Consider the following 14,636-nt stretch of genomic DNA (forward strand, 5'->3'; position numbering starts at 1 on the left):
CCGTCACGGCGCCGCGAAGGCCGCGCCCCGGTCCCGCAGCCGCGCGTGGAGCTCGGCGAACACCGCCGCCGCGCGGTCGCCCGGCCAGTTCGCCGGGAGCAGCTCGCGCGGCAGGCCCGGGTCGGCGTACGGCAGGCGCCGCCAGGAGTCCAGGGCGAGGAGGTAGCCGCGATAGGCCTCCTGCGGGGACGGCTCCGGGCCCGCCTGGAGCGCGCGCAGGGCAGGTTCGTGCACGTCGAGGAACTCCTCGTGCTGCTTGGCCAGGGCCGCCAGGTCCCACCAGCGGGTCACCGCCTCCGCGGTCGGGGCGAAGCCGAGGTGCGCACCGCGGAAGAGCTCCACGTACGACGTCAGGTACAGCCGGTCCACGGTGTGCCGCGTCTCCCCGTACAGGTGTGCCGGGGCGATCCACACCCCCGGCGCCACCGCGCCGAAGCCGAGCCGGGCCAGCCGGGAGCGCAGCAGGTGCCGCTTGCTGCGCTCCTGCTCCGGGACGGAGAAGACGGCCACCAGCCACTCCGGCGACGGCTCCGCGCCACCGTAGATCCGCCGGTCGCCGTCCTCCAGCAGCTGCCGCGCCTCCTCGGACAGCGCGTACGCCGCCGAGCCGTCCCCCGCGCGGGAGGGCAGCAGGAAGCCGCGCCGCTTGAGCCGGGACACCGAGGAGCGCACCGACGGGGCGTCCACGCCGGCCGCGCCCAGCAGGCGGACCAGCGCGGCCACCGGGACCGGGCCCTCGAAGGCCCGCCCGTAGGCTCCGTAGAACGTGACGATCAGAGATCGCGGAGTGTGCTGCTCGACCACGGGTTCACTCTAGATCGCGCAGCCGGAAACGCTGGAGTTTCCCGGTGGCCGTGCGCGGCAGCGACGGCAGGAAGACGAAGCTGCGCGGGCACTTGTGCGGGGCCAGCTCCGCCCGCATGAAGGTGCGCAGGGCGTCCTCCGTGAGGACCGCGCCCTCGCGCGAGACGGTGTACGCCACCACGATCTGCCCGCGGCGCTCGTCGGGACGGCCGACCACCGCCGCCTCCAGCACGTCCGGGTGGCGCAGCAGCGCCTCCTCGACCTCCGGCCCGGCGATGTTGTAACCCGCCGAGACGATCATGTCGTCCGCGCGGGCGACGTAGCGGAAGTAGCCCTCCGCGTCCCGGACGTAGGTGTCACCGGTCAGGTTCCAGCCGTCCCGGACGTACTCGCCCTGCCGCGGATCGGCCAGGTAGCGGCACCCCACCGGTCCCCGCACGGCCAGCAGCCCCGGCTCGTTGTCCGCGACGGGCCGCCCGGCGGCGTCCACCACCCGGGCCTGCCAGCCCGGAACCACCCGGCCCGTGGTACCCGGGCGGATGTCCTCGTCGGCGGCCGAGATGAAGATGTGCAGCAGCTCGGTGGCCCCGATGCCGTTGATGATCCGCAGCCCGGTGCGCTCGTACCAGGCCTGCCAGGTCGCGGCGGGCAGGTTCTCGCCCGCCGAGACGCAGCGCCGCAGGGCCGACAGGTCGTAGGCCCCCGCGTCGTACGGGCCCAGGGTGTCCAGCATCGCCCGGTAGGCGGTGGGCGCGGTGAACAGCACCGTGACCCGGTGCTCGGCGAGCGCCGGCAGCAGCCGGCGCGGCCCGGCCTCCTCCAGCAGCAGCGCCGAGGCGCCCGCGCGCAGCGGGAAGACGACCAGCCCGCCGAGCCCGAAGGTGAAGCCGAGCGGCGGACTGCCCGCGAACACGTCGTCCGGGCGGGGGCGCAGGACGTTGCGGGAGAAGGTGTCGGCGACGGACAGCAGGTCGCGGTGGAAGTGCATGCAGCCCTTGGGCCAGCCCGTGGTGCCCGAGGTGAAGGCGATCAGGGCCACGTCGTCCGCCGAGGTCGCCACGGCCTGGAACGGCTGCGGACGGGCCTTCGCGAGGTTCAGCAGATCGCCCGCGCCCCCGCCGCCGTACGGGGTGATCCGCAGGCCCGGCACCTCGGCCTTGACCAGGTCGTCCAGCGCACCCGCATGGCACAGCGCGTGCCGCACCTCGGCCATGGCGCACACCGTGGCCAGCTCCTGCGCGCGCTGCTGGGCCAGCACGGTCACGGCCACCGCGCCCGCCTTCATGACCGCCAGCCAGCAGGCGGCCAGCCACGGGCTGGTCGGGCCGCGCAGCAGCACCCGGTTGCCGGGCACGACACCGAGGTCGGAGGTGAGGACGTGGGCCAGGCGGTCCACCCGGTCCAGCAGCTCGCCGTACGTCCACACCGAGCCGTCCCCGCCCCGGAAGGCGGGGCGGTCGGGGCCGAAGCGGGCGACGGTGGCGTCGAGCAGTTCGGCGCCGCAGTTCAGCCGGTCGGGATAGGCCAGTTCGGGGAGCTCGAAGAGCAGCCGCGGCCAGGCGTGCGGGGGCGGCAGATGGTCGCGCGCGAAGGTGTCGGAGTGGGCGGAGGGCTTGAGCTCCAAGGCGGGTTCGCCCCCTTGCAACGGTCCGGCCCCTTTGTATTGGACCGGAATGAGTGGAGCCGGCCGTGCGGTTGCCGTACGAGCGTATCGTGATGGTGACGGCAGTCAACAGACCGCGATAGAGGCTGGGGCATTCGGATGACCGGATTCGCGCTCGGGGCGGACCAGGAGGCGTGGTGCGGGCGGCTGCGCGCACTGGCGGAGCGGCGGCTGCGGCCGCTGGCGGAGAAGGGCGAGCCGGGGCGGGTCAACCGGCCGCTGCTGGCGGCCCTGGGGGAGGAGGGGCTGCTGGACCGGCTGTTCACCTCCGGGGCGCTTGAGCTGTGCCTGCTGCGCGAGTCCCTCGCGTACGGATGCACGGAGGCCGAGACGGCACTGGCCCTCCAGGGCCTGGGGGCCTACCCCGTGCTCCGGGCGGGCAGCGAGGAGCAGCGCGAGCAGTGGCTGCCCCGGGTGCGTGCCGGGCGGGCGGTGGCGGCGTTCGCGCTGAGCGAGCCCGGGGCGGGATCGGACGCGGCGGCGCTGGCGCTGGAGGCCGGGCGCACGGCGGACGGCGGCTGGCGGCTGACGGGGGAGAAGTGCTGGATCTCCAACGCCCCCGAGGCCGACTTCTACACCGTCTTCGCCCGCACGGGGGAGGAGCCCGGAGCGAAGGGGGTCACGGCCTTCCTGGTCCCCGCGGACCGGCCCGGGCTCTCGGGCGAACCCCTGGACATGCTCTCCCCGCACCCGATCGGCTCGCTGCTCTTCGACGGGGTCCGCGTCGGCCCCGAAGACCTCCTCGGGGCGCCCGGCCGGGGCTTCCGGGTGGCCATGGACACCTTGAACCTCTTCCGCCCCAGCGTCGGCGCCTTCGCCGTCGGGATGGCCAGGGCGGCGCTGGACGCGACGCTGACCCACACGGCGGGGCGGAGCGCCTTCGGCGGCGTACTGGGCGACCTCCAGGCGGTGGCCCACCGGGTCGCGGAGATGGCGACCCGTACGGAAGCGGCCCGGCTGCTGGTGTACGCGGCCGCGGAGGCCTACGACACCGGCTCGCCGGACGTCCCGCGGCGGGTGGCGATGGCGAAGCTGCTGGCCACGGAGACGGCCCAGTACGTGGTGGACCACGCCGTGCAGCTGCACGGGGCGTGCGCACTGCGGCGCGGGCACCTGCTGGAGCACCTGTACCGGGAGGTACGGGCGCCGCGGATCTACGAGGGGGCGAGCGAGGTGCAGCGCACGATCATCGCGAAGGAGCTGTACCGGGCAGTAGGGGAGGTGGCCGCGCGATGAGCGTGGAACGCGTCAATCCGCCCGAGCTGTCCCCGGCGACGGGCTTCTCGCACGCGGTGGTCGCCGAGGGCGCCCGGCTGGTGTTCCTGGCCGGGCAGACCGCGCTGGACGGCGCCGGCAAGGTGGTGGGCGAGACCCTGCCGGAACAGTTCGAGCGGGCGCTGGGGAACCTGCTGGCCGCCCTGGCGGCGGCGGGCGGCACACCGGCCGGTCTGGCGCGGGTCACGGTGTACGCCGTGGACGTGCCGGCCTACCGCGCATGCGCGCCCGAACTCGGGCGGATCTGGCGGCGGTTGGCGGGTCGCGACTACCCCGCGATGGCGGTCATCGGAGTGGCCCGGCTGTGGGACGAGCAGGCACTGGTCGAACTGGACGGCGTAGCGGTCCTGCTTTGACAGGGCGACGGGGAGGGGGGAGGGTTGATATGCCCCTTTTGTAGTCTCCGTCATCAATACTCGGAGGTGCATGGATATGCGCCGTGGGTTCGTTGCGGCAGCCGTGGCAGGGGCCGCCGGGATCACACTCGGCCTGATGCCTGTCGGCGGCGCCCTCGCTGCGTCTGTTCCGCAGACCTACCAGTGTCACAGCAACTGGAACGGCGATCGATGGCGCGACTGCTGCGATCGCAACTGGAACAACCGCCCCAGCTGGTGCTGGGACAACGACAACTGGAACAGCAACTGGCACAACTCCAACTGGAACAACGACAGTTGGAACGACGGGTGGCACGACGGCCACTGGAACAACAACTGGCACAACGACTGGAACAACGACTGGCACGGCAATTGGAACGACGACTGGAACGGCAACTGGCACCACGACGGCGACTGGAACAACTGGAACAACTGGAACGACTAGGCAGCCGTTCCCCACCGATCACCGGGCGCAGGCGGTGGCGGGGTCACCGCCGGGTGACCACGCCACCGCCTGGCCGGCGGTCAGGAGCCGTCGATGAGGGCGCCCATCCAGTCCTCGATGCCCGACACCGTGCGCGGCAGGGCCCCCGACATCAGGCGGGCCCCGGTGGCCGTGATCACCAGGTCGTCCTCGATGCGGACGCCGATCCCGCGCAGTTCGGGCGGCAGGGTCTCGTCGTCCGGCTGGAGGTAGAGCCCGGGCTCGACCGTGAGGACCTGGCCCTCCTCCAGGACCCCGTCCAGGTACGTCTCGGCCCGCGCCTTCGCGCAGTCGTGCACGTCCAGTCCCAGCATGTGCCCGCTGCTGCACAGCGTGTAGCGCCGGTGCAGGTCCCCTTCCGGGTGCTTGAGGACCCCCCACTCCGCCAGGCCCTCCGCGATCACCCGCATCCCGGCCCGGTGGAAGTCGCGGAAGCTCGCGCCCGGCCGCAGTGCGGCGATCCCCGCGTCCTGGGCGGCCAGGACCAGTTCGTAGACCTGCCGCTGGACAGAGGAGAAGTGCCCCGACAGCGGCATGGTGCGGGTGATGTCCGCCGTGTACAGGCTGTCGGTCTCCACGCCCGCGTCCAGCAGGAGCAGTTCGTCCCCGTCGAGCCGGCCGTCGTTGCGGATCCAGTGCAGCACGCACGCGTGCGCCCCCGAGGCCGCGATCGTGTCGTAGCCGGTGCCGTTGCCCTCCGCCCGGGCGCGCAGGCCGAAGACCCCCTCGATCCAGCGCTCCCCGCGGGGGTGGGCGAGCGCGCGCGGCAGGGCCCGTACGACGTCCTCGAAGCCGGCCGTGGTGTGGTCGACGGCCAGTTGGAGCTGCTCCACCTCCCAGGCGTCCTTGACCAGGCGCAGTTCGGACAGTGCGGCGGCCAGTTCGGTGTCGGTCGCGGCGTTGCGCCCCGCGGGTGAGCCCAGCGTGTCCAGATGCGCGCAGCGCAGGCCCGTCAGCCGCTCGGCCTCGGCGAGGTCGGGGCGGCGGCCGACCCAGAACTCCCCGTAGCGGCGGTCCCGGTAGAACTCCTCGGTGCCGTCGGCGCGCGAGGAGCGGGGGCGCAGGTACAGGACGGCCTCGTGCGCGTGCGGCCCGGCCGGCTCCAGTACGAGGACGTGGCCCACCTGGTCCTCCCCCGTCAGCCCCGTCAGCCAGGCGTACGCGCTGTGCGGGCGGAAGCGGTGGTCGCAGTCGTTCGAGCGGACCTTCAGCTCCCCGGCCGGGACGATCAGCCGCTCCCCGGGGAAGCGCGCCGAGAGCCGGGCGCGGCGGGCCGGGGTGAGCGCGTACGCCGGAATCCGGGTGGAGTCGGGCAGGGGCGAGGGAGCCCAGTCGGACGCCATGAACCGGGACAGCTCGGGGGAGACCGGCAGGTCGTGACTGCCGGTGTTGAGTCCGGCGGTGGGGCGGGAGGGGGTGTCGCTCACGGGGGCTCCCTCAAGAAGTTGCGAACTGATGGGCGCACAGGTCTTGTCAGTGCAATTTCACATTACTATGTTACAGCTCACACCGCGGCACGTTAATCCCCGTCAAACGCCGCGTGAAGCAGGGCAGTTCACGCACCACCCCCCACCTCACCCCTCCACATCAGGAGTTCTCGGTGCCCAAGCACAGAGCTGTGCGTTCGTCCCTCCTTGCCTCCGCCGTCGCCGTGACGCTGCTCGCCTCTGCCGGCCAGGCCGTCACGCAGGCCGCGGAGAGCGCGGCACCGGCCCCGGCCTCGGCCCCGGCCGCGTTCGCCGGGTCGCAGGCGCCCGGTCCCGCCGGGAACCCCTTCGACGAGGTCGACCACCTCGCCGACGCGTCCGAGGCCGTCCCGGCCCCCGCGCCCGCCCCCGGCGGACTCGCCGTCGCGGGCCAGGTCCCCGGCGCCGCCACGGCCGCCGCCGCGCCGTCCGCGAACACCGAGAAGAGCCGCAAGGCGGCCATGGCGGCCCCCACCGCGCGGAGCGTCGCCGCGGGCGTCCCCTGCACCCTCGACGGGATCACGAACCTCTCCCCGGAGCAGTTCGCCGACTTCCTCGGCGACCAGGCCGTCCTCGCCGACGGCTGCCTGCGCGGGCTGATCTGGACCTGGGACGCCCGCCTGGCCCCCGTCATGTCCGACGCCCACGTCCAGGCCGTCTCCCGCCGGATATCCGGCCTGGCCGCCGCCCACGACGGCCGCAACTCCTCCCACCTGGAGGAGATGTTCACCTACCTGCACGCGGTCGCCTACCACGACTACTCGCGCCCCGAGATCGACGTCACCGACGCCCCCACCGTCGACGCCATGCGCCGGGCCATCGCCGACTTCGGCGGCGCCGCGCGCACCTTCGACGTCACCGCCTCCAACGCCCGCACCCTGCGCGAGGCGCTCTACGCCGCCAGCGCGCCCGGCCTGCGCCAGCACCAGCTCGGCCTGATCAAGAAGGTCCTGGCCACCATGGACCCGGCCCACCCGGCCACCCACCTCGACGCGGGCTGGGCGGGCGCGGCACTGGCCGCCCTGTCCGTCAACTACCTCGGCGTCTACCCGGGCAACCGGGACGCCGCCTTCCACGCGGCGGTGGCGGCCGACCCCGCCTACCGCGCCGCCATCAAGGCCTTCTCCACCTACACCCACCTCAAGGGCACCCGCAACGCCTGGGTGGCGCGCGACGCCCTCAGCGAGTACGGCCGCTTCGGCCAGGTCGAGGGCCTCAAGGACCAGGTCGTCGCCGACCTCGGCGCCATGCTGGGACAGGTCAAGGCCGACCTCGGCACCGAGCCGTGGGCCAAGATCGTCTCCTGGCTCAACTTCTACCAGGCGTGCAAGCCGTACGGGGTCTGCAAGGAGGACATCGAGAAGACGCTCTTCCCGAACACCTTCACCTACGACAACGGCGCCATCAAGGTCCGCACCGCCCTCGACCGGGCCACCGTCGACCAGCTCTACTACGCGAGCAAGCAGGTGAAGACGCAGTTCCACCGCGTCCTCGGCACCGACCAGCCGCTCGCCGGCGACCCGAACACCACGCTGAACATCGTGCTCTACGCCTCCCGCGCCGACTACGAGAACTACCACCCGATCCTCACGGGCTACGGCACCAACAACGGCGGCATCTACATCGAGAACGGCGCCACCTTCTACACCTACCAGCGCCGGGTCCCGGAGGACTCCTCCCTCACCCTCGAAGAGCTCTTCCGCCACGAGTACACGCACTACCTCAACGGCCGCTTCGCCGTCCCCGGCTTCTTCGGCCAGGGCCCCTGGTACGAGGGCGACCGCACGACCGCGATGGACGAGGGGACCGCCGAGTTCTTCGACGGCGCCACCCGCGACAACGGCATCGCCGTCCGCAAGTCCTTGGTCAAGAGCATCATCAACGACACCGCGGGCGGCGGCCCCCGCATGACGGTCGAGCAGCTGCTGCACGCCACCTACGACGGCGACGGCTTCCGCTTCTACAGCTACGCGGGCACCTTCTTCGAGTTCCTGTGGACCGAGAAGCCCTCCCTGCTGCGCGAGATGTACGGCTACCTGCGCGCCAACGACGTGGCCGGCTACGACGCCTGGCGCCACCGGATGGGCGCGGACAGCTACCTCCAGCGCGACTACGACCGCTTCCTGGACGCCCAGATCGCCAAGGTGGACCAGCTCTTCGTCCCGAACACCTCCTTCACGCCCAACGAGCAGCTCCGTGATTCGGCGCTGGCGTCGGTGAAGTCGGCCTTCGCGACCGCCACCTACAACACGCCGGACTGCGTGGAGAACGGCGACCCCGGCAAGCGCCGGTTCACCTGTACCGGCCGGATCACGTCGAACCTGAAGAACTGGCGCAGCGACGACCAGAACTTCAAGGACGTGTCCGAGACGGTCGACTACTTCATCCTCGACCGGGCGGGGGCGGCCTCGAACAACCTGGCCGACATGAACTGCTCCTTCGGCCCGCTGGAGATCTGGTCCAACCGCGTCGCCGGCACGTCGAGCTACAGCTGTGAGGGTCCGCTCCGCAGCTGACCGCTTCCGGGCCGGTCCCGTACCTGAACGGGGGTCGGGACCGGCCCGGGCAACCCTAGGCACCTTCTAAAGAATGTGACATATTACTGGCATGGACGTCGTGATCATCGGCGCCGGCGTCGTCGGAGCGGCCTGCGCCTACTACGCGGCCCGCTCCGGCCTCTCCGTGGCCGTCGTCGACAGCGGCCCCGTCGCGGGCGGAACGACCGGCGCGGGGGAGGGCAACCTGCTCGTCTCCGACAAGAAGCCCGGCCCGGAGCTGGACCTCGCGCTGCTTTCGACCCGGCTCTGGCAAGAGCTGGCGGCCGCGCTCCCCGGGCAGTTCGAGTACGAGCCCAAGGGCGGCCTCGTCGTCGCCCAGGACGAGACCACCCTGAAGGCGCTACGGGACTTCGCGGAGGGCCAGCGCTCCGCCGGGGTCGTCGCCGCCGAGGTGGGCCCCGACGGCCTGTACGACCTGGAACCGCACCTGGCCCCGGGCCTCGCGGGCGGCTTCCACTACCCCCAGGACTCCCAGGTCCAGCCGGCCCAGGCCGCGGCCCGCCTGCTGGCCGCTTCCGGCGCCGAGCTGTACCTCGGCGAGGAGGTCACCGAGGTCCTGACGGGGCCCGGCGGCGTACGGGGGGTCCGCACCGCACGCCGCGAACTGCTCGCCCCCGCGGTCGTCAACGCGGCCGGCACCTGGGGCGGAGCCGTCGCCTCCCTCGCCGGGAGCGACCTGCCCGTCCTGCCGCGCCGCGGCTTCGTCCTGGTGACCGAACCGCTCCCGAGGGTGGTCCGGCACAAGGTCTACGCGGCCGACTACGTCGCGGACGTCGCCAGCGACTCCGCGGCCCTGCAGTCCTCGGGGGTCGTCGAGGGCACCCCGTCGGGCCCGGTGCTGATCGGCGCCACCCGGGAGCGGGTCGGCTTCGACCGGTCCCTCTCGACGGAGGCCCTGCGCCGGCTGGCCTCCCAGGCCGCCGCGCTCTTCCCCGTCCTGGCCGGGGTCCGGGTGCTGCGCACCTACCACGGCTTCCGCCCGTACCTGCCGGACCACCTCCCGGCGATCGGCCCGGACCCCAGGGTGCCCGGCCTGCTGCACGCCTGCGGCCACGAGGGCGCGGGCATCGGGCTCGCCCCCGGCACCGGCGTGCTGATCGCCGCCGCCCTCACGGGAGCCGAACCCCCGCTCCCCCCGGACCCGTTCCGCCCCGACCGCTTCGCGGAGGCCGACAGATGAACCGCACCCCCCGCTCGCTGGTCGGCGGCGCCCCGGCGGCGACCCACACCATCGGCTTCGACGGCCGGACGCTGCCCGCGCAGGAGGGGCAGAGCATCGCCGCCGTGCTGTGGGGCGCCGGGATCCTCGCCTGGCGGACCACCCGCGAAGGCGGCGCCCCGCGCGGCGCGTTCTGCGGCATCGGCAGCTGCTACGACTGCCTCGTCACCGTCAACGGCCGCCCGAACCAGCGCGCCTGCCTGGTCCCGGCCCGCCCCGGGGACACCGTCACCACCCAGGAGGGAACCGGCCATGCCGACCTCGCCGTCTGACCCGGCCGCCTCCGCGGACCTCGCCGCCGCGCCCGCGGACCCCACCGACGCGCCCGTGGACCTCGCCGTCGTCGGGGCGGGCCCGGCCGGACTCGCCGCCGCCGTCACCGCCGCCGGGCTCGGCCTGCGCGTCACCGTCCTCGACGCCGGCGACCGCCCGGGCGGGCAGTACTACCGCACGCCCGCGCCCGGACTCGGCGCCGCCCGGCCGCAGGCCCTGCACCACGGCTGGGCCGACTTCGCCTCCCGCGAAGCCGCTCTGCGCGCCCACGAATCGGCCGGCCGGATCACCTTCCTTCCGGGCCACCACGTCTGGGCGGTCGTCCCGGACGGTCCGGGGTGGCTCCTGCACGCGGTGGCCGGCCACGGCCCCGAGGAGCGCGCCGCAGCCGTCCGGGCCCGGGGCGTACTGCTCGCCACCGGGGCCTACGAGCGGCAACTGCCCTTCCCCGGCTGGACCCTGCCCGGGGTGATCGGAGCGGGCGGAGCCCAGGCCATGCTCAAGGGCGGGCTCGTGCTCCCGGGCAAGCGGGTGGTCGTCGCCGGGAGCGGGCCGCTGCTGCTCGCCGTGGCCGGCTCGCTGGCCGCCGCCGGAGCAACCGTGCCCGCCGTGGTGGAGGGTGCCTCGTACACCGGCTACGCCGGCCGGGCCGCCGCCCTGCTGCGCAACCCCGGCAAGCTCGCCGAAGGCGCCACGTACGGCAGCGCCCTGCTCCGCCACCACGTCCGCCTCCTCACCCGGCACGCCGTCACCGAGGCCCACGGCACCGACCGCGTCGAGGCCGTCACCGTGGCCCGCCTCGACCGCGACTGGCGCCCGGTCCCCGGCACCGCCCGCCGCATCCCCTGCGACGCCGTCGCGGTCGGCCACGGCCTGGTGCCCCAGCTGGAGCTGGCCACCGGCCTGGGCTGCGCCACCCGCCGCAGCGCCGACGGCACGGTCGCGCTGGACCTGGACGCCGCGCAGCGGACCTCCGTCCCCGGCATCTGGTCGGCGGGCGAGACCGGCGGCATCGGCGGGGCCCAACTGGCCCTGGTCGAGGGCGAGCTGGCGGCCCTGGACATCGCCGGGCGGCCCGCACCCGGCCGGCTCGTGCGCCGCCGCGCGCGACTGCGCGCCTTCGCCGCCGCCATGGCCGCCGCGCACCGGCCCGGCGAGGGGTGGACCGACTGGCTGCGCGACGACGCCGACGCCTGCCGGTGCGAGGAGGTCCCGGCCGGCCGGATCCGCGAGGCCGTGCGCGACCTGGGCGCGCGGGACGCCCGTACCGTCAAACTGCTCACCCGGGCGGGCATGGGCTGGTGCCAGGGCCGCATGTGCGGGCCCGCCGTCGCCGCCCTCGCCGGGGAGGAGCCCGCGCCCGACCGCAGGCCGCTGTCCTGCCCGGTTCCGCTGGCGCACCTCGCGCAACTTCCGGCGGGCGACCGCTGATCGGAGGGGCCACGACCCTTGTGGCCACCGCATACCCACTAGTAAAATGTCACACACCACTCTAGGGAGTTCACTCATGACCAACGCGCACACCCCCGCGCCTGCGTCCGCCCCCACCCGCAACCGCCCCTGGCACGGAATCATGGTGGCCACCGCGCTGCCCCTGCGCGAGGACCTCACCGTCGACTACGACGCGTACGCCGAACACGTGGCCTGGCTGATCGCGAACGGCTGCGACGGCGTGGTCCCCAACGGCTCCCTCGGCGAGTACCAGACCCTGACCGACGAGGAGCGGGCGCGTGTCGTCCGTACCGCCGTCGAGGCCGCGGGCGACGGCGCCCGCGTCATGCCCGGCGTCGCCGCCTACGGCAGCGCCGAGGCCCGCCGCTGGGCCGACCAGGCCGCCGAGGCGGGCGCCGGCTCCGTCCTGCTCCTGCCCCCCAACGCCTTCCGCGCCGACGAGCAGACCGTGCGCGCCCACTATGCCGAGGTCGCGGGCGCCGGACTGCCCGTCGTCGCGTACAACAACCCCATCGACACCAAGGTGGACCTGACCCCGGCCCTGCTCGCCCGGCTGCACACCGACGGCAGCATCGTCGCCGTGAAGGAGTTCAGCGGCGACGTCCGCCGCGCGTACGAGATCGCCGAACTCGCCCCGGGCCTCGACCTGCTCATCGGCGCCGACGACGTGCTCCTCGAACTCGCCCTCGCCGGCGCGGTCGGCTGGATCGCCGGCTACCCCAACGCCCTGCCGCAGTCCTGCGCCACCCTCTACCGGGCCGCCGTCGCGGGCGACCTCACCACCGCCCTGCCGCTCTACAAGTCCCTGCACTCCCTGCTGCGCTGGGACTCCAAGACCGAGTTCGTCCAGGCCATCAAGCTGTCCATGGACCTGGCCGGCCGCCCCGGCGGCGCCACCCGCCCGCCGCGCTTCCCGCTCACCGGGGAGATCGAGGCCGCCGTCCGCGCCGCCACCGAGAAGGCCCTCGCCGAGGGCCTCAACTAACCAGCCGGAGGGGACGCCCGATGCGCACGCGCCACATCTACCACGCGGTCGACTCGCACACCGAGGGCATGCCGACCAGGGTGATCACCGGGGGAGTCGGGGTGATCCCCGGTGCCACCATGGCCGACAAGCGCCTTCACTTCATCGAGCACATGGAGCACGTCCGGACCCTGCTCATGTACGAACCGCGCGGGCACTCCGCGATGAGCGGCGCGATCCTGCAGCCCCCCACCCGCCCCGACGCGGACTACGGCGTCCTCTACATCGAGGTGTCCGGCCTGCTCCCCATGTGCGGACACGGCACCATCGGGGTCGCCACCGTCCTCGTCGAGACCGGCATGGTCCCGGTCGTCGAGCCGGTCACCACGGTCCGGCTCGACACCCCGGCCGGACTGGTGAGCGTCGACGTCCACGTCGAGGACGGGGCGGCGACCGCCGTCACCTTCACCAACGTGCCCGCCTTCAGCGTCGGCCTCGACCTGAAGACCGAGGTGCCCGGCTTCGGCACGGTCACCTACGACCTCGCCTACGGCGGCAACTTCTACGCCTTCGTCGAACTCGACGCCCTCGGCCTGCCCTTCGACCGGGCCCGCAAGGAGGACCTGATCGCCGCCGGGCTCGCCGTCATGCAAGCCGTCAACGCGGGCGACGACCGCCCCGTGCACCCCGAGAACCCCTCCATCGCCGGGGTCAAGCACGTCTACCTCGCAGCCCCCGGCTCCGACGGCCACCGCTCCCGGCACGCCATGGCCATCCACCCCGGCTGGTTCGACCGCTCGCCCTGCGGTACGGGAACCAGCGCGCGCATGGCCCAGCTCCACGCCCGGGGGCTCCTGGAGCTCGGCGCCGACTTCGTCAACGAGTCCTTCATCGGCACCGAGTTCACCGGCCGGCTCGTCGGCCGGACCACCGTCGGCGACCGACAGGCCGTCGTGCCCACCGTCACCGGGCGCGCCTGGATCACCGGCACCGCCCAGTACTTCCTCGACCCGACCGACCCCTTCCCCGGAGGGTTCCTCCTGTGACGACCGTTCGAACGGTGGACTACCACACCGCCGGCGAGCCTTTCCGGATCGTCGACCTCACCTCCGGCGCCCTCGCCCCCGTGCCCGGGGACACCGTCGCCGAGCGCTGCGCCACCGCCATCGGACCCGGAGGATCCGGCACGGCCCCGCGCCGGAGCGCGCTGGACGACGTACGGCGGATGCTGGTGCAGGAGCCGCGCGGACACGCCGGGATGTACGGCGGGTTCGTCGTGCCGCCCGACGACGACGGGGCGCACTTCGGGGTGCTGTTCTGGCACAAGGACGGCTACTCCACCGCCTGCGGGCACGGCACCATGGCGCTCGGCGCCTGGGCCGTGGACACCGGCCTGGTCGCCGCCCCCGACAACGGGGACGCGCAGGTGCGCATCGACGTGCCGTCCGGGCGGGTCACCGCCACCGTGCACCGGGACGGCGGCCGCACCACCGGGATCACCTTCCGCAACGTCCCGGCCCGGGTGGGCGCCCGCAAGGTGCCCGTCGCCACGTCGCTGGGCATGGCCGAGGTGGACATCGCGCACGCCGGGGCCTGCTACGCCTCGCTCCCGGCGCGGGAGCTCGGCCTCGGGGTCTCCCCGGCGGAACTGCCCTCGCTGGTGCGGGCCGGGCAGGAGGTCAGGGCCGCGCTCGCCACCCACCCCGCCACCTGGCACCCCGGCGGGCCGCTGCTCTCCGGGGTCTACGGGGTGATCCTCTACGAGGAGCTGTCGGACACCCCGTTCGGGCCGCACCAGCGCAACGTCACCGTCTTCGCCGACGGGCAGATCGACCGCTCGCCCTGCGGCTCCGGCACCTCGGCGCGGCTCGCGCTGCTGGCCGAGGACGGCCGGTTCGGGGCGGGGGAGGACCTCCTGCACGAGTCGGTGGTGGGCACGGTGTTCACCGGCCGGATGCTGGAGGGCGGCGTCACCGAGGTCACCGGCACGGCGTACCGCACCGGCGAGCACACCTTCACGGTCGACCCGTACGACGCGCTCGGCGCGGGGTTCTCGCTGTGACGGGCTCCGGAGTGAAGGGCTCCGGTGTGACGAACCCCGGCG

General features: G+C 73.7%; 13 protein-coding genes. 10 read left to right on the forward strand and 3 right to left on the reverse strand.

Annotation, left to right across the window (positions count from 1 at the left end; translation table 11 throughout):
* Nucleotides 1-3: 3 nt before the first annotated feature.
* Complete coding sequence (locus AB0M99_RS15665; RefSeq protein ID WP_365920533.1) at nucleotides 4-804, reverse strand: PaaX family transcriptional regulator C-terminal domain-containing protein; 801 nt, start codon at nucleotides 802-804, stop codon at nucleotides 4-6.
* A 4-nt stretch (nucleotides 805-808) separates the two neighbouring features.
* Nucleotides 809-2,428 carry an AMP-binding protein gene (locus AB0M99_RS15670; protein WP_365920535.1) on the reverse strand — a complete coding sequence of 540 codons (1,620 nt, stop codon included), beginning with the start codon at nucleotides 2,426-2,428 and terminating at the stop codon, nucleotides 809-811.
* A gap of 138 nt (nucleotides 2,429-2,566) precedes the next feature.
* Between AB0M99_RS15670 and AB0M99_RS15675 the strand changes: the two genes are divergently transcribed.
* The 3 genes from AB0M99_RS15675 (at nucleotide 2,567) to AB0M99_RS15685 (ending at nucleotide 4,561) form a co-directional block, all read left to right on the forward strand.
* Entirely contained in the window at nucleotides 2,567-3,703 is a 1,137-nt protein-coding gene (locus AB0M99_RS15675) for an acyl-CoA dehydrogenase family protein (RefSeq protein ID WP_365920537.1), read from the forward strand.
* On the forward strand, nucleotides 3,700-4,098 hold the full coding sequence (locus tag AB0M99_RS15680; protein ID WP_365920539.1) for a RidA family protein: 399 nt from the start codon (nucleotides 3,700-3,702) through the stop codon (nucleotides 4,096-4,098). The genes AB0M99_RS15675 and AB0M99_RS15680 overlap by 4 nt, the downstream gene beginning before the upstream one ends.
* 136 nt (nucleotides 4,099-4,234) lie before the next feature.
* Nucleotides 4,235-4,561: a hypothetical protein gene (locus AB0M99_RS15685; protein ID WP_365920541.1), complete on the forward strand. Its 327-nt coding sequence runs from the start codon at nucleotides 4,235-4,237 to the stop codon at nucleotides 4,559-4,561.
* 80 nt (nucleotides 4,562-4,641) lie between these two features.
* Here the strand turns inward: AB0M99_RS15685 and AB0M99_RS15690 are convergent, their stop codons facing one another.
* Nucleotides 4,642-6,027 (reverse strand): aminopeptidase P family protein, encoded by a 1,386-nt coding sequence (locus tag AB0M99_RS15690; RefSeq protein ID WP_365920543.1) that lies wholly within the window; start codon nucleotides 6,025-6,027, stop codon nucleotides 4,642-4,644.
* Between the two features lie 173 nt (nucleotides 6,028-6,200).
* Between AB0M99_RS15690 and AB0M99_RS15695 the strand changes: the two genes are divergently transcribed.
* The 7 genes from AB0M99_RS15695 (at nucleotide 6,201) to AB0M99_RS15725 (ending at nucleotide 14,594) form a co-directional block, all read left to right on the forward strand.
* A complete protein-coding gene (locus AB0M99_RS15695; RefSeq protein WP_365920545.1) occupies nucleotides 6,201-8,582 on the forward strand; it encodes a collagenase in 2,382 nt (793 codons plus the stop codon).
* A gap of 91 nt (nucleotides 8,583-8,673) precedes the next feature.
* A complete protein-coding gene (locus tag AB0M99_RS15700) occupies nucleotides 8,674-9,804 on the forward strand; it encodes an FAD-binding oxidoreductase (RefSeq protein WP_365920547.1) in 1,131 nt (376 codons plus the stop codon).
* On the forward strand, nucleotides 9,801-10,115 hold the full coding sequence (locus AB0M99_RS15705; RefSeq protein ID WP_365920549.1) for a (2Fe-2S)-binding protein: 315 nt from the start codon (nucleotides 9,801-9,803) through the stop codon (nucleotides 10,113-10,115). The genes AB0M99_RS15700 and AB0M99_RS15705 overlap by 4 nt, the downstream gene beginning before the upstream one ends.
* On the forward strand, nucleotides 10,096-11,547 hold the full coding sequence (locus tag AB0M99_RS15710) for an NAD(P)/FAD-dependent oxidoreductase (protein WP_365920551.1): 1,452 nt from the start codon (nucleotides 10,096-10,098) through the stop codon (nucleotides 11,545-11,547). Before AB0M99_RS15705 ends, AB0M99_RS15710 begins: the two co-directional genes overlap by 20 nt.
* Before the next feature lie 76 nt (nucleotides 11,548-11,623).
* Nucleotides 11,624-12,553: a dihydrodipicolinate synthase family protein gene (locus AB0M99_RS15715; RefSeq protein WP_365920553.1), complete on the forward strand. Its 930-nt coding sequence runs from the start codon at nucleotides 11,624-11,626 to the stop codon at nucleotides 12,551-12,553.
* Nucleotides 12,554-12,573: 20 nt separating this feature from the next.
* The gene (locus AB0M99_RS15720) at nucleotides 12,574-13,578 is read left to right on the forward strand and encodes a proline racemase family protein (protein WP_365920555.1); all 1,005 of its coding nucleotides are present in this window, start codon (nucleotides 12,574-12,576) and stop codon (nucleotides 13,576-13,578) included.
* Nucleotides 13,575-14,594 carry a proline racemase family protein gene (locus AB0M99_RS15725; RefSeq protein WP_365920557.1) on the forward strand — a complete coding sequence of 340 codons (1,020 nt, stop codon included), beginning with the start codon at nucleotides 13,575-13,577 and terminating at the stop codon, nucleotides 14,592-14,594. Before AB0M99_RS15720 ends, AB0M99_RS15725 begins: the two co-directional genes overlap by 4 nt.
* Nucleotides 14,595-14,636 lie beyond the last annotated feature (42 nt).

The sequence above is a fragment of the Streptomyces sp. NPDC051183 genome (genome assembly GCF_040682455.1).
Lineage (GTDB): Bacteria > Actinomycetota > Actinomycetes > Streptomycetales > Streptomycetaceae > Streptomyces.

Excerpts from the sequence above, each read along its gene's own strand:
- AB0M99_RS15675 (WP_365920537.1), top strand. The coding sequence starts at position 2,567 with ATGACCGGATTCGCGCTCGGGGCGGACCAGGAGGCGTGGTGCGGGCGG.
- AB0M99_RS15680 (WP_365920539.1), top strand. The coding sequence starts at position 3,700 with ATGAGCGTGGAACGCGTCAATCCGCCCGAGCTGTCCCCGGCGACGGGC.
- AB0M99_RS15685 (WP_365920541.1), top strand. The coding sequence starts at position 4,235 with ATGCCTGTCGGCGGCGCCCTCGCTGCGTCTGTTCCGCAGACCTACCAG.
- AB0M99_RS15700 (WP_365920547.1), top strand. The coding sequence starts at position 8,674 with ATGGACGTCGTGATCATCGGCGCCGGCGTCGTCGGAGCGGCCTGCGCC.
- AB0M99_RS15705 (WP_365920549.1), top strand. The coding sequence starts at position 9,801 with ATGAACCGCACCCCCCGCTCGCTGGTCGGCGGCGCCCCGGCGGCGACC.
- AB0M99_RS15710 (WP_365920551.1), top strand. The coding sequence starts at position 10,096 with ATGCCGACCTCGCCGTCTGACCCGGCCGCCTCCGCGGACCTCGCCGCC.
- AB0M99_RS15715 (WP_365920553.1), top strand. The coding sequence starts at position 11,624 with ATGACCAACGCGCACACCCCCGCGCCTGCGTCCGCCCCCACCCGCAAC.
- AB0M99_RS15720 (WP_365920555.1), top strand. The coding sequence starts at position 12,574 with ATGCGCACGCGCCACATCTACCACGCGGTCGACTCGCACACCGAGGGC.